Source organism: Rhodobacter sp. NSM (assembly GCF_052244495.1).
GTDB lineage: Bacteria > Pseudomonadota > Alphaproteobacteria > Rhodobacterales > Rhodobacteraceae > Cereibacter_A.
On record NZ_JBQPXH010000004.1, the window covers coordinates 99984 to 117410 of the forward strand.

At 67.7% G+C, this 17427-nt stretch carries 20 protein-coding genes; all 20 read right to left on the bottom strand.

Annotated features, from left to right (window positions below):
- Positions 1-11: 11 nt before the first annotated feature.
- Positions 12-1184, bottom strand: a complete 1173-nt coding sequence (gene nifV, locus ACTVZP_RS10065) for a homocitrate synthase (protein WP_443212025.1) — start codon at positions 1182-1184, stop codon at positions 12-14.
- Entirely contained in the window at positions 1184-2347 is a 1164-nt protein-coding gene (gene nifS, locus ACTVZP_RS10070) for a cysteine desulfurase NifS (RefSeq protein ID WP_443212026.1), read from the bottom strand. The genes nifV and nifS overlap by 1 nt, the downstream gene beginning before the upstream one ends.
- Positions 2347-3078 (bottom strand): iron-sulfur cluster assembly scaffold protein, encoded by a 732-nt coding sequence (locus ACTVZP_RS10075; RefSeq protein WP_443212027.1) that lies wholly within the window; start codon positions 3076-3078, stop codon positions 2347-2349. The genes nifS and ACTVZP_RS10075 overlap by 1 nt, the downstream gene beginning before the upstream one ends.
- Before the next feature lie 9 nt (positions 3079-3087).
- Positions 3088-3408 (bottom strand): iron-sulfur cluster assembly accessory protein, encoded by a 321-nt coding sequence (locus tag ACTVZP_RS10080; protein WP_443212028.1) that lies wholly within the window; start codon positions 3406-3408, stop codon positions 3088-3090.
- Positions 3409-3594: 186 nt separating this feature from the next.
- The gene (locus tag ACTVZP_RS10085) at positions 3595-4134 is read right to left on the bottom strand and encodes a nitrogen fixation protein NifQ (protein WP_443212029.1); all 540 of its coding nucleotides are present in this window, start codon (positions 4132-4134) and stop codon (positions 3595-3597) included.
- Complete coding sequence (gene fdxB / locus ACTVZP_RS10090) at positions 4115-4420, bottom strand: ferredoxin III, nif-specific (RefSeq protein ID WP_443212030.1); 306 nt, start codon at positions 4418-4420, stop codon at positions 4115-4117. Before fdxB ends, ACTVZP_RS10085 begins: the two co-directional genes overlap by 20 nt.
- 76 nt (positions 4421-4496) lie before the next feature.
- A complete protein-coding gene (locus tag ACTVZP_RS10095; protein ID WP_443212031.1) occupies positions 4497-4967 on the bottom strand; it encodes a NifX-associated nitrogen fixation protein in 471 nt (156 codons plus the stop codon).
- A complete protein-coding gene (nifX, locus tag ACTVZP_RS10100) occupies positions 4967-5398 on the bottom strand; it encodes a nitrogen fixation protein NifX (protein ID WP_443212032.1) in 432 nt (143 codons plus the stop codon). The genes ACTVZP_RS10095 and nifX overlap by 1 nt, the downstream gene beginning before the upstream one ends.
- 13 nt (positions 5399-5411) lie before the next feature.
- A complete protein-coding gene (nifN, locus tag ACTVZP_RS10105; RefSeq protein WP_443212033.1) occupies positions 5412-6779 on the bottom strand; it encodes a nitrogenase iron-molybdenum cofactor biosynthesis protein NifN in 1368 nt (455 codons plus the stop codon).
- 1 nt (position 6780) lies between these two features.
- A complete protein-coding gene (nifE, locus tag ACTVZP_RS10110; RefSeq protein ID WP_443212034.1) occupies positions 6781-8244 on the bottom strand; it encodes a nitrogenase iron-molybdenum cofactor biosynthesis protein NifE in 1464 nt (487 codons plus the stop codon).
- 276 nt (positions 8245-8520) lie between these two features.
- A complete protein-coding gene (gene nifK, locus ACTVZP_RS10115) occupies positions 8521-10041 on the bottom strand; it encodes a nitrogenase molybdenum-iron protein subunit beta (RefSeq protein ID WP_443212300.1) in 1521 nt (506 codons plus the stop codon).
- Positions 10042-10136: 95 nt separating this feature from the next.
- Positions 10137-11618, bottom strand: a complete 1482-nt coding sequence (gene nifD / locus ACTVZP_RS10120) for a nitrogenase molybdenum-iron protein alpha chain (protein ID WP_443212035.1) — start codon at positions 11616-11618, stop codon at positions 10137-10139.
- 67 nt (positions 11619-11685) lie between these two features.
- Positions 11686-12561 (bottom strand): nitrogenase iron protein, encoded by an 876-nt coding sequence (nifH, locus tag ACTVZP_RS10125; RefSeq protein WP_443212036.1) that lies wholly within the window; start codon positions 12559-12561, stop codon positions 11686-11688.
- A 492-nt stretch (positions 12562-13053) separates the two neighbouring features.
- Positions 13054-13323 carry a hypothetical protein gene (locus ACTVZP_RS10130; RefSeq protein ID WP_443212037.1) on the bottom strand — a complete coding sequence of 90 codons (270 nt, stop codon included), beginning with the start codon at positions 13321-13323 and terminating at the stop codon, positions 13054-13056.
- Between the two features lie 126 nt (positions 13324-13449).
- Positions 13450-14283, bottom strand: coding sequence for an SIR2 family NAD-dependent protein deacylase (locus tag ACTVZP_RS10135; protein WP_443212038.1), 834 nt, complete (start codon positions 14281-14283; stop codon positions 13450-13452).
- A gap of 4 nt (positions 14284-14287) precedes the next feature.
- Positions 14288-14503, bottom strand: a complete 216-nt coding sequence (gene nifT / locus ACTVZP_RS10140; RefSeq protein WP_443212039.1) for a putative nitrogen fixation protein NifT — start codon at positions 14501-14503, stop codon at positions 14288-14290.
- A complete protein-coding gene (locus ACTVZP_RS10145; RefSeq protein ID WP_443212040.1) occupies positions 14500-14784 on the bottom strand; it encodes a nitrogen fixation protein NifZ in 285 nt (94 codons plus the stop codon). The genes nifT and ACTVZP_RS10145 overlap by 4 nt, the downstream gene beginning before the upstream one ends.
- Positions 14777-15538, bottom strand: coding sequence for a 4Fe4S-binding leucine-rich repeat protein (locus ACTVZP_RS10150; RefSeq protein ID WP_443212041.1), 762 nt, complete (start codon positions 15536-15538; stop codon positions 14777-14779). The genes ACTVZP_RS10145 and ACTVZP_RS10150 overlap by 8 nt, the downstream gene beginning before the upstream one ends.
- Positions 15538-15732: a 4Fe-4S dicluster domain-containing protein gene (locus ACTVZP_RS10155; RefSeq protein WP_443212042.1), complete on the bottom strand. Its 195-nt coding sequence runs from the start codon at positions 15730-15732 to the stop codon at positions 15538-15540. Before ACTVZP_RS10155 ends, ACTVZP_RS10150 begins: the two co-directional genes overlap by 1 nt.
- Positions 15733-15762: 30 nt before the next feature.
- Positions 15763-17238, bottom strand: a complete 1476-nt coding sequence (nifB, locus tag ACTVZP_RS10160; protein ID WP_443212043.1) for a nitrogenase cofactor biosynthesis protein NifB — start codon at positions 17236-17238, stop codon at positions 15763-15765.
- Between the last annotated feature and the right edge of the window lie 189 nt (positions 17239-17427).

Below are 17427 nucleotides of genomic sequence, written 5' to 3' on the forward strand. Positions count from 1 at the left end.
CGTGGCCTCCATCAGGTGGTTTCGGTGAGGGCCGCCAGCAGACGCGCGAGGTCGTCCGGCGCGGCGGCCCGTTTGGCGGATGCGGCCCAGTCGCGCAGGGCGGGCATGAGGGCCGCGGCCGTCGTCGCATCGGACGGCAGGCCGGCCTCGGACAGCGCTCGGGCGAGGCCAGAGGTGGAGGTGTGCTTGCCGATGGCGATGCGATGACTGCGGCCGAAGCGTTCGGGGCGCAGGTCGGCGCTCTCGTAGGTCGCCCGGTCCTTCATCAGGCCATCGACATGGATGCCGCATTCATGGGTGAAGACCCCGGCGCCCACGATCGGCTTCTGCGGCGAGAGCATGCGCCCCGACGCGCGGGCCACCATGTCGGAGAGGGCACACAGCTGGCCGAGTGCGATGCCGGTGGTCCGGCCTGCCGCCTCGAGCGCCGCCACGACTTCCTCGAGCGCGGCATTCCCCGCACGCTCGCCGAGGCCATTGACCGTGACCGAAAGATGCGAGGCACCCGCGCGCGCGGCGGCGAGGCTGTTGGCGGTGGCCATGCCCAGATCGTTATGGCCATGGAACTCCACCGGGATCGGGCAGCGCGTCACGACCCGGCTCACGAGATCATGGGTCGCAAAGGGATCGAGCACGCCCAGCGTGTCCGCGATGCGGAACCGGATCGCGCCTGCCTCGGCCGCGATATGCGCGATCTCGGTCAGGAAGAAGGGATCCGCGCGCGAGGCATCCTCGGCACCGACGGAAACCTTGTGGCCCGCCCAGGAGGCCGCCCGGACAAGCTTCTCGACCTTGTCGCGCACCCAGTCCGCATCCTTGCCGAGCTTTGCCGTGATCTGCCGCTCCGATACCGGAACCCCGATGTGGAGGCGCACGACGCCCGTCCGCTGCGCGGCCGCCAGATCCTCGGCGCGCAGCCGGCACCAGACGACCGGCGCGGATGTCCGCAGCACCGCGGCGACCGCGCGGATATCGGCGCGCTCATCCTCGCCCATCGCGGGCACACCCAGTTCGATCTCGGTCACGCCGGCGTCCTGCAGCGCCTCGGCGATCGCCCGCTTCTCGGCCCGGCTGAACGCCACGCCCGCGGTCTGTTCGCCATCGCGCAGTGTCGTGTCGCAGATCGCGACGGGTGCAAGCGGGCTTTCGCGCAGGAAGCTCGCGGCAGGTTGCTGGCGCGACATCACCGCACCTCCTCGGCCCCGAAGGGCGACAAGGCTCGCAACTGCGCCACGATCGGCGGCAGCGCCTCGATCACGCGGTCGATCTCGGCCGCGGTCGTCTCACGCGAGAGCGAGAAGCGGATCGCGCCATGTGCGGCGGTGAAGGGCACCTTCATCGCGCGGATCACGTGGCTCGGCTCCATCGCGCCCGAGGCGCAGGCCGCGCCGGACGAGACGCAGATCCCGGCCCGGTCGAGCAGCATGAGGATGGCCTCTCCCTCGGCGAAGTCGAAGGCGATGCAGGAGGTGTTCGGCAGCCGGTCCAGCGGATCGCCGAGCACGCGGGACTGCGGGATGCGTCCGAGAACGCCCTGTTCGAGCCGGTCACGGAGAAGCCGCACGGCCCCGTTGTCGGCACCCTGCGCAAGTTCCGCCGCGCGGCCGAAGCCCACGATGCCGGGGATGTTCTCCGTCCCGGCGCGGCGGCCCCGCTCCTGCTTGCCGCCCCGGATCAGCGGCTGGAACGCCACCCCCTTGCGCAGCCAGAGAGCGCCGACGCCCTTCGGCCCGTGAAACTTGTGCGCGCTCATCGACAGCATGTCGATATCGGTCCCACGCAGCGCCACCGGCACCTTGCCCACCGCCTGCACCGCATCGGTGTGGAAGAGCGCGCCCACCCCATGCGCGAGTTCGGCCAGCCCCTCGACCGGAAAGACGGTGCCGGTCTCGTTGTTGGCCCACATCATCGAGACCAGCGCGACCCGCGGCGAGAGCGCGGCGCGATAGGCGTCGATGTCGAGCCGACCGTCGGCGTCCACCGGGATGCGGTGGACCGTGACGCCCTCATGCGCCTCCAGATGATCGCAGAGCGCGAGCACCGCGGCGTGCTCGACGGTCGAGGTCACGATTTCCCGCCGGGCGGGATCGACCGCCAGCGCCGAGCGGATGGCCGTGACGTCGGCCTCGGTCCCGCCGGAGGTGAAGAGGATCTCGCTCTCGACTTCGGCACCCACGAGCTCCTGCACCGCGCGCCGCGCAGACGACAGCGCGCGGGCCGGGGCGCGGCCGAGATCATGCATCGAGGAGGGATTGCCGAAATCCTCCGTCAGGACGGGGAGCATGGCCTCCAGCACCTCGGGTGCAAGCCGGGTCGTCGCGTTGTTGTCCAGATAGATCCGGTCCATCACCGCGCTCCCGCGATGGCGACGAGAGGCTTCTTCTCTTCGGGGATCACCCGGATCGGGCGGCCGAGCGTGTCGGCCAGCCGCTTCTGCAGCCCTCCGAGAGTAAGGGCGGCCAGTTGGCAGCCCGAGCAGGCACCGGTCAGATGCACGCGCACCTTCGATCCCTCGACCGCGACCAGCGTCACGTCCCCGCCGTCGGCGCGAAGCCGCGGCCGGACGCTCTCGATCACCTCGGCGATCAGGCGGGCCTCCTCGTCCGGGGCCAGCGGCGTATCCCGGACAACGCGCGGCCTGGATTCGTGCCTGGGTGCCAGCAGCTTTACCGGCGCGGCCGGCGCGGGCGCGGGCTTCGGCGGCTCGAAGCTCCGCCCCTCGAACTGGCAGAGCGCCGTCTGGAGCGCGGTCCAGGCGAGATCCGCCGCGTGGCGCCGGCTGCCCGGCAGGCCGCCGAGTGACGCGCCGATCTCATCGGCCGTGATCCGCCGCGCGACCGCGAGCTCCTGCCCGGAGATCATCACCGTCAGCGCCGAGCAGCAGGCGATCGCGTCACCGCCGCCGAAGGCCTGGAAGCGGGCCTCGGCTACCGTGCCGTCCAAGATCCGCAGCATGAGCCGGATCGCGTCACCCCCTTCGAGCGATCCCGCCATGCCGACCGCATTCGCCGCCTCGAGCACACCGGCATTTCGCGGATTGAAGAAGTGATCGAGGGCCTTTTCGGAAAAGTCGAGCATCGCGCCACCTCAGCAGAAGGACTTGCCGCAGCCGCAGCCACCCTTGGCATTCGGGTTGTCGAAGACGAAGCCCGTCCCCTCGATCGAGGTGACGAAGTCGATCGTCGCGCCCTTGAGATGCTCGCCGCTCTGCGGATCGATCAGCACCCGGACGCCGTCGGCTTCGACCACGACATCGTCCGCGGCCTCCTTCAGCTCCAGCGACATGCCGTATTTCAGGCCGGCACATCCTCCGGACTGGACCATGAGGCGCAGGCCCACGACCGGCTGTCCGGAGCCCTCGATGGCTCCCCTGATGGCGGCTTGGGCGGCTGGGGTAATCTGGATCATCCGAACTCTCCTGAGTGTCGCGGGGCTCCCGCCTGAGGAGAAGCATGCACCGTGCCAAGTCTCGGATGAGCGCCTTTTCAGAGAGTTGGTGCCTTGGTCCGGCCGGCGTGGCCCCTGAACGGAACGCGACAATGACGGGTTTGCGACAGAGAGTTCGAGCGCCCGCCGAGCCGCCGGGCGCGTCGCTCAATCCGTGTCGGGGCCGAAGCACATCGGCTTCTCGGCGCAGTCCTCGCAGTTCGGGGCGAGGCACATCGTACCGCCGTTGTCGCTGCAGATCTGGCGGTAGAAGAAGCGCTTCCACCGCATGTTGCGCGTGTTGGCGGCATGCAGGCGCGGGAAATGCCGCTCGATCAGCAGGCCGAGGTGCCGGCGCGAAGGCAGGCCCAGATCCTCCCAGAGGTGGCTTGCCTCGAGCGCGCGACGGGCGAGGATCGCCGCGAGCCAGCGCGCCTCGTCGCCGCCGCGTCCCCCGCGCCACAGCAGAAGCGTCACGAGGTCCGACTGCTCGATCGGCACCGGCGCCAGCGGCACGAGCGACGGCAGCGTCAGCCCCGGACACCAGCGCGCGACCATGGCCTGCAGCGCGGCCGGCTCCAGCCCGAGAAGATCGGCAAGCTCTCCCTTCCCGGCGGCATGCTCGCGCAAGGCATGGGCGATGATCGCCGCGATGTCGGCCCTGTCGGCGTCCTGATCCGTGAAGAGGTCAGCGCTCCACTGGTTCATGGGTCTGGCAATCCTTCGGGCAAACCCGGTTGCAGGCTCCGCAGCCGACGCAGAGCTCCGGGTTGGCCATGACCATGACCTTGCGGAGGATCTCGTCGTCATCGTCATCCTCGTCTTCCGAGCATTCGACGAGGTCTCCATCCTCGTTGACGCCGCGCAGGGTCATCACGTCACGACCGCAGACCTTGTAGCAGCGACCGCAGCCGATGCAGGTCTTCATGTCGATGGAGATGAGGAACTTGGGCGTGTATTCGGTTCCGCCCCGGGTGAATGCGGTAATGAACAACTCGGTCTCCTGTCTGGGCGCAAGCGGCGCCGGGATGGGGCGGCCGCGCGGCGGCCGGCATGGGTTCGGACGCGCGTCAGTCGCGCGCGGCCTCGGGATAGGTCTCGATCTTCTTCACGGCGTCCGCCGTCAGCTTCTCGCCCGCCTCGGCAAGCTTCGCGTAGGTGGCGAAACCGAAGCGGTGAACGTCGCGCATGTGCTTCGAGATGAGCACGAGGCTGCCGCCGATGAGCACCACGCGGCCGAAGCCCTCGTGGTGGAACTTGGCCATCTGCCCCGCCATGACGCCGGTCCGCTTCTCGACCAGAAGGCCCACGGCATCATAGAACTTCTCGATCCGGGCGATCGTCTCGGGTTCGGGATCACTGATGATCGGGATCTCGCGGCGCTCCTCGGGCGTCAGGATGTATTCGGCAAGCAGGTCGGCATCGGTCTTGCCGTCCCAGTGGCCATAGCTGTCCTGCGCCCGGATGATCGAGGCGAGCTGGTCGAGATAGTCGCTGGCCGGATAGAGGCCGCCGCGCGGCAGGGTCTCGGTGTCGGACATCAGACATCCTCCTCGATGAAGCTGGGGGCCGGACGGCCGAGCACTTTTCTCAGGAACGGCGGGATGTTGCCGTTCAGCATGGTCTGAACCTGATCGATCACGGCGCTGATCGGCTCGGGATCCTTGCGCTTGATCGGATGGACGCCGGCCCGTACGACCTTGGCGGCCGCCGGGCCGCCGATGGCGAGGACGAACAGGAGCGCGCAGCCCGTCAGCGCCTCGACCTTGGGCGTGATGCGGTCGGCGCTGTCGTCATGCTTGCCGCCCTGATCGGTGGTCTCGTCAAAGCCGACCGCCTCGACGAAGCGGGCGGATTTCGACGTAACCTCCCAGATCGCGAAACTCCGGCAGGAGCCGAAATGGGCGTTGAGGTTTTCCAGGTCGTTGGTCGCGATGGCGATCCTGAGGGGCGTTTCGGCCGGGTCGGTCATGATGGGCTCCGGTTCAATGAGACGAAGGCGGCGGGGGGGCATGGTCGAACTCCGGGGACGGACGGGCGGCGCCGAAGTCTTCCGGGCGCGGCCGGTGCGGATGCGAGAGCACGGCATTGGCGACCTCGTAGAGGAAGGCCCGCGTGCCGCGATAGCCGGTGCGGCAGGCGTCCTGCGGCCCGAGGCGGTCGAAGATCGGAAAGCCCACCCGGACATGCGGCAGGTGCAGCCGATCGGCCATCATCCGGCCGTGGGCATGGGTCAGGACGAGCCCCGCCCCCCGCGTCTCGGCCAGCCGTTCCAGATCGCCGAGATCGCCGATCACCACCTCGTCCACGCCCAGCCTCTCCATCGCGAGGCCGGCCGTCGTGGTGACGGCCATCACCTCCGCGCCCATCGCCAGCAGCGTCGAGCCGAGCGCGAAGCCGAGGTCGGGGTCGGCCCCCATGGCGACCTTGAGCCCTCCGATATGGAAATGCGCGTCCAGCATCGCATCCGACAGCCGCGCGCGGTCGCGCCGGACCAGGGCGGGCACATCGGCGCCCGACAGCTTCATCAGCGCCGCCACGAAGGCATCGACCGCCTTCAGCCCGGTGACCGAGGGCAGCACCAGCGCCGGCACCCCGAGGGCCGCGAGCTTGTCGGCCGCGGGGCGCATCGCCTCGCCGATGGCGAAGGTGGCGACCGAACCGCCCATCGAAGCGATATCGGCCAGCTTCGTGCCGCCCAGCGAATGGCCGCGCCAATCCTCGGCCAGATGACCGTCGAGCGACAGCGAGATATCGGGCAGAACTATGGGCGTAAGTCCGAAGGCACGGACCAGCCCTGCGATCTCCTCGACATCGGCCGCGGTCATGTTGGCGCCGGGCAGCAGGTTCACCTGCCCCGGACGGCGCGCACAAGGAACGGCAAGCGCGTCGATGATCGCCTCGACCGCGCGGGCCCAGCCGTCTTCCAGCCCGCCCGTGAAATCCGGTGTCGCCGCGTAGACCACTGTGGTATCGGCGAAATCCGTCCGGCGGCGCAGCATTTCACGCAACTCGCCCGCCACGTCCTCGCCGCGGGTCTCGACCAGCGCGGTCGAGGCGATACCGATGAACTTCGGGCTGGCGCGCTTGCGGAGGTTCTCGATCGCCTCCTCGATCTGCTCGCCGCCGCCAAGGATCGCCGAAACCTCGTTCATCGCGGTGGTCTGAAGCGGGATCGCCTCCTTGAAGTGGCGGACCATGTGGACCATCGCGAAGGCGGTGCAGCCCTGCGCGCCGTGGAAGAGCGGGATCGCGCCCTCGATGCCCAGATAGGCCATCGCGGCACCCAGCGGGGCCGAGACCTTGAGCGGGTTGGTGGACAGCGCGCGGTCGGGGTGGGTCAGGCGGGCCATGTCAGCAATCCTCGAAATCGGCCTTCGAGCCGGGAACGGCCGCGAGGCTGAAGGGCGCCACGGCGGTCTCTTCGACCGGAACCTCCCAAGGCGCAGGCTCGCGCAGTTCCGCCCACATCGGGTTGTTCAGCGACCGGTCGATGGCGCGCACGAGATCGACCATGCCCATGTAACCCGCGTAGGGCTCGTGCTTTTCCTGGTTCACGTCGATCCACGGCACGCGCGCCTTCAGCGCCACGAACTGCGACCTCCCGCCCGACATCAGCACGTCGGCCCGCGCGTCGCGGAGCATCCGGTACATCTCCTTCGGCGCCATGTTCTCGTACATGTGGCTGTCAGTGCCCATGATCTCGGTAACGCGCTCGCGGTCGCCGGTCGTGGCCTTGCGCATCGAGGTGCCGACCACCTCCATCCCCAGTTCCTGCAGCGCCGAAACGACCGACCAGGTCTTGTGCCCGCCGGTGTAGAGCAGCACGCGCCGGCCGGCGACGGCAGGGCGGAGTGGCTCCAGCGCGGCCCAGGTGCGGGCCTCTTCCTCGGCGATCAGCGCCTCGCATCGGTCCATGAGATCCGCGGCTGCGCCGCGCTCCACCAGCATCCGGCACATGGTCCGCAGCGCGTCCGAGGTGTCGGAAATGCCGTAGAAGCTGCCCTCGAACCACGGGATGCCGTAGCGGTCCTCGAGCTTGCGGGCGATGCCCATGAAGGCGTGCGAGCAGACGAGCATCGTCACCCGCGCCCGGTGCATCATGGCGACCTGCGCATAACGCGCGTCCCCCGAGACGCTGCCCAGGATGCGGATGCCCAGCCGGTCCAAGAGCGGCTTCACCTGCCAGATCTCGCCCGACAGGTTGAAGTCGCCGATGATGTTGATGTCGCAATCGGTGGTCGTCTCGGGCTCCATCGTCCCCACGACATGTTCGACCAGCGCATCCACCCCCAGCTTGTTGCCGAGGTTCTTCGAGCCGACATAGCCCGGCACGTTGATCGGGATCACCGGGCGGCCGAAGCGGTCGGAGGCCGCCTTGCAGACCGCGCCGATGTCGTCGCCGATCAGCGCCGTGACGCAGGTGGCATAGACGAAGACCGCGGCCGGGTCCTCCTGCGCGATCACCTCGCGGATCGAACGGAACAGCTTCTTCTCGCCATTGCCCATGACGATATCGAGTTCGGAGAGGTCGGTGGTGAAGCCGCGGCGATAGAGCTCGGAACCCGACGAGGCCGAGCCTCGGTTGTCCCAGCCGTTGCCCCAGCAGGCGAGCGGGGCGTGCACCAGATGCGCCACGTCGGTGATCGGCTGCAGCGCGATCATCGCCCCGTCGAAGGCGCAGCCGCCCGCCGCCGCGCCAGGAGTGAGCTGCTTCGCGCAGCCCTTCTTGCGCTCGCCCTCGGATTTGGCGGCGTTGGTCGCGCAGCCGGGCTCCTGAAAGGCATCCTGGATCTTCTGCTTCAAGGCGTCCGACATGTGCCGCTCCTTCCGGGTTGATGAGAGGGAAGCAGCCAGCGTGCCAAGCCCGTGGCCACACGACTGCGCATGGTCCTTGCCATTGAACGGGAAGGGAAACCGGCCGGCTGCCCGTGACAACGGGCGCAACCGGCGGCGCGTGCGACGCGCCGCGAGGAAAGGCGCTGCGGGCTTTGTCGCATCTGCGACACCCGGCCTGAACGAAAACGGCCGGTGCGGAGCACCGGCCGTCCTGCGCCTGGCTGGCACGGGCGCCCAAGGGCGCGCCGCACGGGCTCAGCGGGTCAGGTCGAACGAGATGTCGGACTCGTCGTCGAGCTTGTCGAAGATCTTGTCGAGGATCTTCACCAGCACCTGGATCGCCCCCTGGTAGCCGAAGGTCGGGAAGCGGTGATGGTGGTGACGGTCGAAGATCGGGAAGGTCAGGCGGATCAGCGGCACGTTGCAGTCACGCTCGAGATACTTGCCGTAGCTGCTACCGATCAGCAGGTCCGCCGGTTCCGTGGCCAGGATCGAGCGCAGGTGCCAGAGGTCCTTGCCCGCCCAGACCTGGCAGCCTTCGCCGAAGGGCGAGGAGGCCAGCAGTTCGTTCATCTGCGCTTCCCAGTCCTTGCCGCCGTTGGTGGCGAGGCAGTGCTTCGGCTCGCCGCCCATCTCCATGACGAAGCGGGCCATCGCATAGACGAAGTCCGGGTCGCCGAAGATGGCGTAGGTCTTGCCGTGCAGGTAGGCTTGGCTGTCGGCCATGGCGTCGATCAGGCGGCCGCGCTCGAGACGGAGCTGCTCGGGGATTTCCTTGCCGGTCAGTTCCGAGACCTTCATCAGGAACTCGTCCGTGGCCTTGACGCCCATCGGATAGTGGAACGACGAGGTCTCCTGGCCCACTTCCTCGCAGAAGGCGAGCGTCTTGCGGGTGCAGTATTCCTGCAGCGAGATGGTGGCCTTGGCGTTCAGGGCCTCCTTGATCTCCTCCTGCGTGGTGCCGCCCGCATACATGCGGTATTCGCCGTCCGAGGGGGTGTCATAGACGTCCGAGGCATCGCCCAGAACGGTCGCCTCGACGCCCATCAGGCCGAGCATCCGGTTCATCTCGCGGATGTTGCCGACGCAGTAGCCATCAAAGCCCGGAATGATGTTCAGGCCCTCGCCGGCGGTGCGCGGCGCGTCCTTCCAGAAGTTGGACAGGATGCCCTTCTGCATGTTGTCGTAGCCGTCGACGTGGCTGCCCACGAAGGCCGGCGTATGGGCGAAGGGCACCGGGAAGTCGGCCGGGACGCTTTCCTTTTCCTTCGACTTGATGATGAAGGAGTTGAGGTCGTCGCCGATGACTTCCGCCATGCAGGTGGTGGATACGGCGATCATCTTCGGCGAGTAGAGCGCGTAGGTGTTGGCGAGGCCTTCCACCATGTTGTTCAGGCCGCCGAACACCGCCGCGTCCTCGGTCATCGACGACGACACGGCCGACGAGGGTTCCTTGAAGTGGCGGGCAAGGTGCGAGCGGTAGTAGGCCACGCAGCCCTGCGAGCCGTGCACGAAGCTCATGGTGCTGTCATAGCCGGCGGCCGCGAAGACGGCGCCGAGCGGCTGGCAGGCCTTGGCCGGGTTGATGGTCACGCAGCTGCGGGCGAGGTTCTTCTCGCGATAGTCCCAGGACTTCGTCCAGTCCGCGGTTTCGGCCACCGTCTCGGCGGGGGTCGCGTTCTCGAAGGTGGCGCGCTTCTTCTCGAGCATCGCCTGATATTCGGGTTCCTTGAACAGATCCTTGTGATCCAGAACCTTGTCGGCCGACTGCGGCATAAGCATGATCCTTCTGCTGGCCGTCCTCATTCCGGGACGCACCTTGCATGGGTGGAGGGGAGGTGGGGGGCGGGAGCGAGCCCCCCGGTGTCGGCTCAGGCCGTCTTCTTCCAGGGCGCGTCGAACATGCCCCAGACGGGGTTGTTGATCGCGAGGTCCATGTCACGCGCGAAGATCGCGTAGCCGTCGTAGCCGTGATACGGGCCGGAGTAGTCCCACGAGTGCATCTGACGGAACGGGATGCCCATCTTCTGCGTGTTGTACTTCTCCTTGATGCCCGAGCCCACGAGGTCCGGACGGATCGCCTCGACGAACTTCTCAAGCTCGTAGCCCGAGACGTCGTCGTAGATCAGCGTGCCTTCCTTGATGTAGTGGCCGGTGCGCTTGTAGTCGTCGTTGTGGGCGAATTCGTAGCCCGTGCCGACGATCTCCATGCCGAGGTCGTGGTAGGCATCGACCACGTGGCGCGGACGCAGGCCGCCCACGTACAGCATCACCTTCTTGCCTTCGAGGCGCGGCTTGTATTTCGCGTTCACCGCATCGACGAGCGGCTGGTACTTGGCGATGACCGCTTCGGCATTGGCCTGGATCTTGGCATCGAACTTCGCGGCGATGGCGCGCAGCGAGGCCGCGATCTGGCTCGGCCCGAAGAAGTTGTATTCCATCCACGGAACGCCGTGCTTCTCTTCCATGTGCCGGCAGATGTAGCTCATCGAACGGTAGCAGTGGATGAGGTTCAGCTTGGCCGCCGGAGCGCGCTCGATCTCGGCAATCGTGGCGTCGCCCGACCACTGGGCGATCACGTTCAGGCCGATCTCTTCCAGCAGGATGCGCGAGGACCAGGCGTCGCCGCCGATGTTGTAGTCGCCGATGATGTTGACGTCATACTCGCCGGCCACGTAGCCCGCACGAGCGCCCTCGCCCGCTTCCAGCACCCAGTCGCGGATCATGTCGTTCGCGATGTGGTGGCCGAGCGACTGGGAAACGCCGCGGAAGCCCTCGCAGCGCACGGGAACGATGCGCTTGTCGATGTCCTTCATCTTCTTCTTCGACACCGCCTCGATGTCGTCGCCGATCAGGCCGATCGGGCATTCGGACTGGATCGAGATGCCCTTGTTCAGCGGGAAGAGCGTGTTCAGTTCGTCGATCGACTTTTCCAGCTTCTTGTCACCGCCGAAGACGATGTCGTTTTCCTGGAAGTCCGTGGTGACCTGCATGGTCACGAACGAATCCACGCCGGTGGTGCCGGTGTAGTAGTTGCGGCGCTGCGACCAGCTGTAGTGGCCGCAGCCGACGGGGCCGTGGCTGATGTGCAGCATGTCCTTGACCGGGCCCCAGACCACGCCCTTCGAACCGGCGTAGGCGCAACCGCGGATGGTCATCACGCCGGGGACCGACTTGATGTTCGACTTCACGCTGTCGCATTTCGACTGGATGCCGGGCTCGGGCTCGGCGACGGGCTGCGCGACGGCGAGGTGCTTGGCGCGTTTCTTCTTGGCCTTGTCGGGGTAGGCGGCGAGCACCTCCTCGATCAGCTTCATGTTCTGCTCTGCAGAATCAGCGATGTCTTTCGCCATGGGGCGGGCTCCATACGGCAGGGAGGGGGAAGGGACCGGGCTGCGCCCGGCCCCCGCGATCGGATGATCAGGCCTCGGCGGCGGCGATGGCGGCCAGCCGGTCTTCCTCGGACTGCATGATGCCGAAGTCCATCAGCATCTCTTCCAGCTCTTCCATCGTGATCGGGGTCGGGATCACGCCCTTGCCCGAGTTCTCGTGGATCTTGCGGGCCAGTTCGCGGTATTCCTGCGCCTGCTTGCATTCGGGCGAGTACTGGATCACGGTCTCGCGGCGAAGTTCGGCGTGCTGCACCACGTTGTCGCGCGGGACGAAGTGGATCATCTTGCAGCCGAGACGGGCAGCCAGGGCTTCGGCCAGTTCGAGCTCGCGGTCGGTCTTGCGCTCGTTGCAGATCAGGCCGCCGAGACGGACGCCGCCCGAGTTCGCGTATTTCAGGATGCCCTTGGCGATGTTGTTGGCAGCGTAGAGCGCCATCATCTCGCCCGACATGACGATGTAGATTTCCTGAGCCTTGTTCTCGCGGATCGGCATGGCGAAGCCGCCGCAGACCACGTCGCCCAGAACGTCGTAGGACACGTAGTCCACATCGTCATAGGCGCCGTTTTCTTCCAGGAAGTTGATCGCGGTGATCACGCCGCGGCCGGCGCAGCCCACGCCCGGCTCCGGGCCGCCGGCTTCGGTGCACTTGATGCCCTTGTAGCCGATCTTCACCACGTCCTCGAGTTCGAGGTCTTCGACCGAGCCCGCTTCGGCGGCGAGGTGGAGCACGGTGTCCTGAAGCTTGGTGTTCAGGATCAGGCGGGTCGAGTCAGCCTTGGGGTCGCAGCCGACGATGAGGATCTTCTGACCCATCTCGACCAGCGCCGCGAGGGTGTTCTGCGAGGTCGTCGACTTGCCGATCCCGCCCTTGCCGTAGAAAGCGATCTGCCGGAGTTTTCCCATGTTCATGTCCTTTTGCGAAAGGGTGTTTCTGGTGAAGGCGGCGATGGTCGCCGGTCTCGTCAGCAGAAAAGCAGCCACTGTGCCAAGTCGCGCCACGCCCTTTTTCCTGAGGGATGAACCACTTGCGGCGCCGGACCGGGATTGTCGCATGTCGGTCGAAGCGGTCCGACCGCGGCCTGTCATGTGCGAAAGCCGACAAAAGGGGCGACACTGTCATGCCGGCCGCGGCTTCCCGCAGCGCGTCCCTCCCGCGCAACGGCCGGCGGACACGCTCCCGCGGGACCTGGAAACGTGCCGACGGACGGCAGGGGCAGACTGTGTCGGAGGTTCGGATCGAATGCCGGCGGCGCCGGATCGAGCGCGCTCATGCAAAGCGATGCCCGCTACCGGACGGCTCGACCGGCCGCGTCCGGGGACAATGCACGACAAGGGGCCGAAGCAATGCTTCGGCCCCTTGTCCTTCCAGCAGGTGGCGCGTCGGATGGCCGCCGATCAGGTCTTCGGCTTGGACCCGGCGTCGCTGGTGGCGGTGTCGCCCGCGCCGCGGGTGCCGAGATCGTTCAAGCCGGTCGACGGCTTCCACGGCTCCATCGCCCGCTCGGCGCCCTTGAGGTCCACGTCGGCCCAGGAGCCGAGAACCGCTTCCCAAGTGGTCGTGGCCGGAAGGCCGAGACCGGCGCCGAAAACGTCTTCGTAGGTCATCAGCCTTGCCGGCCGCAGGCTTTCGTAGAACGAGACGAGGGACGAGTCGAATGCATTCATGGCTCTGCTCCTGTACGGGTACTCATCAAGCAAGCAGCGTCCGAAGTCCGGACGATGCTCCGAGACGACAACAACACAGGAGCAAAGCCACCGGTTCCGCCCTGGCGAGGCAAGGCTGCGATGCGGTCAGTGGGCAGAGAGATGCCGCTCCGCCAGTTCCTCGACGACCGCCGCGAGCGGCAGGTCGATACGCTCGATGGCAAGTTCCTCGAGGAACAGCCGCTCCATGCGGCTGAGCTCACCCTCGATGACCGCCACATGTCCCAGCCCCGACCGCTTCGCGATCTGCCGGGCGTAGGTCCGCAGAAGCTGGTCGTCGAAGCGGCAGCCGAGGAAGAGGAAGCCCCGGCCGGTGCGTCGGTTCTGCACCTCCTCGGGGATCGGCGACTGGATGTCGATCTCTGTCAGGACCTCGACATAATCGCTGTCCGAGACGAGGAAGGAATGTCCGGGCACCGCCATGCCATGCGGCTTGTAGAGCAAGGTCGGCCAGGCGGGATCGGCACCCTCCGGACGAAGCACGTCGTCGGCGCCATAGGCGCGGTGCCAGATCTCGGCCCATTCGCCGTTGCGGCTTACGCCTTGGACGAGCCCCCAGTCGCCCGACCCGTTGCGGAAGCATCGGACGAGGCCCGGATCGTACCAGGCATCGACCACCAGCGGCGGGCGCACGGCAGCCAGCCAGTCGTGGATCGGATTGGCTCCGGCGGGCTCCGCGAAGGCCTGCACCACCATCTTCTCGAGCGTGGCGCGGAACTTCCGCGTCTCGACGAACTGTGCCGCCGCCCACAGGTTGCCCTGGGCGCGTTTCGGCACCCGCACCTGCGCCTCGATCACGGCCGAGAGCGCCGCGGGCGACGAGATCGCGCCCCCGAGCGCCGCGACCTCGGCGCCGAGATAGGGCACGACCCGTCCCTGCCCGACCGCATCCAGAGCGACCCGCAGCATCTCGCGGTTCATGGGATCACTCCTCCATGTCGGTCAGGCGGCGTGCCTCGACCGTGAGGGGCAGCGAAGGCGGAGTGTCGTATTCCGGCATCTGGAAGATCCAGCCGTTGCCGAGCTTCGCCCAGCCGCCCCACATGCCGGGTTTCTCCATCTCGACCACCGGCTCCTCGAGGTCCTTCTTCGCCACATAGGCGACGAAGCCCTTCGCGCCCTCGCTGATCATTACCTTCATCGGGTTTCCTCCTGTGTGGTGTCGAGGCCGATCAGCTCGCGCCCGCGCATGCCGACGATGCGCTGGCGTCCGACGAATTCGACCGCATAGATGTAATAGCGTTGCAGATAGGTGCCGATGTCGCGGACATAGCCCTCGTCGCCCTTGTGGACGACGACTTCGCCCAGTTCGGCATCCCACATCGTGCCATCGTTCTTCACGGTGAAGCGCGACTGCACCTTCTCGCCCGGCTCGAACAGCGGCGGGGCGTAGATCTCCACGGTATCGTCGACCTCAGGCATCGCTTTCCTCTCGGAGCTGGGCGAGCCGCCTGAGGGCGGTCTCGCGGATCAGGGGATCTTCGTCCGCTGCCAGGCGGCGCGCGATGTCCTCGTCGGCGCGTTCGGCAACCGCATGGCGGACACGGAGGTCGGGATCGGCGGCGAAGGCGCCGAGGCGGGTGGGCTCGATCCGCTCGGCCGCGGCGCGACGCACCAGCGGCTCGGGATCGGCGTTGAAATGGACGAGCCAGGCCGGGTCGATCCTGCGCGCGACCGAACGGCGGACCTCGGGGTCGGGATCATGGGCGAGGACGGGCAGCGTGCCCTCCTCGGCCCGGCGGGCGACGACGAGGCGGACGGCCGGATCCTCGTCCCGCATCACGAGATGCAGGTCGGCCAGTGGCAGGCGATGCGCCACGGCGATGCGCACCCCGCGGTCGGGATCGGCCACGAGGCGGCGCGCCTGCGCGGGCGGCAGCCGAAGCACCGCGACCGCCCGCACGCCGGGATCGGGGTCCTCGAGGAGCTGTGGCAGCCGGAAGAGGTTCGCCCGCCGCGCCGCCTGCGCCCGCGTCTCGAAATAGGGATGCGTCAGGAAGGCGTCGGCGAGCTCGGGCCCGAGCAGGAAGAACCGCTCGATCCGCTTCGTGTAGCGGTCGTTCACGCAGGCCCAGCCGGGCCCGCAGAGCCCCTGCGAAAGACGCTCGCGGTGACGGCAGGTGCCGCAATCGACGGCGGCTCCCTGCCAGTCGAGCGGCTCCGGGCCCCCGGGCATCAGGCGGGCACGCAGGTTTTCGGCACCGGACAGACCGAGGCGCATTGCGGACTCTCGAAATGCCCCGCGCATTCGGTGCAGAGGGCGGGATCGATGCTGTAGGCCTCGCCCGCGAAGCCGATGGCCGAGCTTGGGCATTCGATCTCGCAGGCTCCGCAGGCGGTGCATTGCGGCGTGACGATGCGGTAGGGCATGGGCGGGCTCCTCGGGCGGTGGCGCGGGGGTCAGGCGATCAGCGCCCCGGTCCCGGTGCTGCGGTGGCGTTCGGCGTAGAGGTCGAGGATTGCCGTCTCGATGTAGTCCATCGCGCAGCTGTCGATGACCTCGATGCCGGCTTCGGCCATCTTGCCACGTGGCGCCTCGCCGATGCGCGAGCAGAGGACCACGGGCACACCCTCCAGCGTGCGGATGATCTCGGAGAGCTTGTCGCCCTCGCCGTGGCCGCCGACGCAGTAGTTGTCGGCCCGGCGGTGCGTGACGAAGCGGACGCCGGTCGCGTCGACCTCGTAGATCTGGAACTCGGTCGTGTGGCCGAAGTGCTGGTTGATCCGGCCGCCGCCCTTGGTGCAGACGCCCACCAGCATCGGCGGCGCCGCGACCTCGGCCGCCTCCGCCTGCGCGGCCTCGGTGGCCACGCGACGGTCCTCGCGCTCGCGCGAGACCCAGTCGCGGTAGGCGGCGCGCTTCTCCTCGCCGTCCTCGGCAATGGTCTCGGGCAGCTTGTCGAGGGTGAACTCCTGTCCCCGGTCCTCGCCCAGCATGCCGACCGCATCGGCGCGGCACTGGCGGCAGTGCTTCATCAGGTTCGCCCCGTCGCCGCAGGCCTCCTGCACGGCGCGCAGTTCGGCGGCGGTCGGCCCGCGCTGGCCGGTCAGGCCGAAATGCGTGCCATGCGCCGGATCCGAGATCAGCGGCATGATGTTGTGGAGGAACGCGCCCTTGGCCTTCACCACGCGGTTCAGTTCGGTCATGCCCTCGTCGTTGATGCCGGGGATCAGCACGGAGTTCACCTTGACCAGCACGCCGCGCGCCACGAGCATCTCGAGCGCCTCCATCTGGCGCTGGAGAAGGATGGTCGCGCCCTCGATTCCCTCGTGCCGCTTTCCGCGGAAGAAGACCCAGGGGTAGATCTTCGCCCCCACCTCGGGGTCGAGCGTGTTGATGGTGAGCGTCACATGGTCGATGTTCATCTCGACGATCTCGTCGACGTGATCCGGCATGGCGAGACCGTTCGACGAGAGGCAGAGCTTGATGTCGGGAAGCTGCTTCTGGACCATGTCGAAGGTGGCCCGGGTCTTCTTCCAGTCATAGGCCGCATCGCCCGGACCGGCGATGCCGAGGACGGAGAGCTGCGGCACCTCGGCCGCGACGGCGAGCACCTTGCGGGCGGCCTGCTCGGGCGTCAGCCGCTCGGACACGACGCCGGGGCGGCTTTCATTGGCGCAGTCGTACTTGCGGTTGCAGTAGTTGCACTGGATGTTGCAGGCGGGCGCGACCGAGACATGCATCCGGGCGAAGTAGTGGTGCGCCTCCTCGGAGTAGCAGGGGTGGTCCTTCACCTTGGCCCATATCGCCGGGTCCATGTCCGCCGGGCCGGCCTTGGTCCCGCAGGAGGACGAGGTGCAGCCGCCACCCATCGCCTGCCCGAGCTCGTCACGCGACGCGACCTGAAGTCCGCCCAGCGAGATGATGTTGGCCATGTTCCGCGCCTCCGCCTGTCCTGTGTCGGATTTCGGAGAAGCACGGCGCGTGCCAAGCCACCGCGTCCAAGCACTTCGCCCCGACAGGCGCGGCAGCCGGGGCGTGAAGGTCGGAAACCCGACAACGACCGGAGTGCCGCGCCCTCCACCCTGTCGGGTTGGGGGACACCACCCGCCGCGGAGCGGTCG

Coding starts and splice junctions, on each gene's coding strand:
- nifT (WP_443212039.1), bottom strand. CDS start 14,503: ATGAAGGTAATGATCAGCGAGGGCGCGAAGGGCTTCGTCGCCTATGTG.
- nifV (WP_443212025.1), bottom strand. CDS start 1,184: ATGTCGCGCCAGCAACCTGCCGCGAGCTTCCTGCGCGAAAGCCCGCTT.
- nifX (WP_443212032.1), bottom strand. CDS start 5,398: ATGACCGACCCGGCCGAAACGCCCCTCAGGATCGCCATCGCGACCAAC.
- ACTVZP_RS10150 (WP_443212041.1), bottom strand. CDS start 15,538: ATGCCCGGGGGCCCGGAGCCGCTCGACTGGCAGGGAGCCGCCGTCGAT.
- ACTVZP_RS10155 (WP_443212042.1), bottom strand. CDS start 15,732: ATGCCCTACCGCATCGTCACGCCGCAATGCACCGCCTGCGGAGCCTGC.
- ACTVZP_RS10095 (WP_443212031.1), bottom strand. CDS start 4,967: ATGTCCGACACCGAGACCCTGCCGCGCGGCGGCCTCTATCCGGCCAGC.
- nifN (WP_443212033.1), bottom strand. CDS start 6,779: ATGGCCCGCCTGACCCACCCCGACCGCGCGCTGTCCACCAACCCGCTC.
- nifD (WP_443212035.1), bottom strand. CDS start 11,618: ATGGCGAAAGACATCGCTGATTCTGCAGAGCAGAACATGAAGCTGATC.
- nifS (WP_443212026.1), bottom strand. CDS start 2,347: ATGGACCGGATCTATCTGGACAACAACGCGACGACCCGGCTTGCACCC.
- ACTVZP_RS10130 (WP_443212037.1), bottom strand. CDS start 13,323: ATGAATGCATTCGACTCGTCCCTCGTCTCGTTCTACGAAAGCCTGCGG.
- ACTVZP_RS10135 (WP_443212038.1), bottom strand. CDS start 14,283: ATGAACCGCGAGATGCTGCGGGTCGCTCTGGATGCGGTCGGGCAGGGA.
- ACTVZP_RS10075 (WP_443212027.1), bottom strand. CDS start 3,078: ATGCTCGACTTTTCCGAAAAGGCCCTCGATCACTTCTTCAATCCGCGA.
- nifK (WP_443212300.1), bottom strand. CDS start 10,041: ATGCCGCAGTCGGCCGACAAGGTTCTGGATCACAAGGATCTGTTCAAG.
- ACTVZP_RS10145 (WP_443212040.1), bottom strand. CDS start 14,784: ATGCCTGAGGTCGACGATACCGTGGAGATCTACGCCCCGCCGCTGTTC.
- nifB (WP_443212043.1), bottom strand. CDS start 17,238: ATGGCCAACATCATCTCGCTGGGCGGACTTCAGGTCGCGTCGCGTGAC.
- ACTVZP_RS10085 (WP_443212029.1), bottom strand. CDS start 4,134: ATGAACCAGTGGAGCGCTGACCTCTTCACGGATCAGGACGCCGACAGG.
- ACTVZP_RS10080 (WP_443212028.1), bottom strand. CDS start 3,408: ATGATCCAGATTACCCCAGCCGCCCAAGCCGCCATCAGGGGAGCCATC.
- nifH (WP_443212036.1), bottom strand. CDS start 12,561: ATGGGAAAACTCCGGCAGATCGCTTTCTACGGCAAGGGCGGGATCGGC.
- nifE (WP_443212034.1), bottom strand. CDS start 8,244: ATGTCGGACGCCTTGAAGCAGAAGATCCAGGATGCCTTTCAGGAGCCC.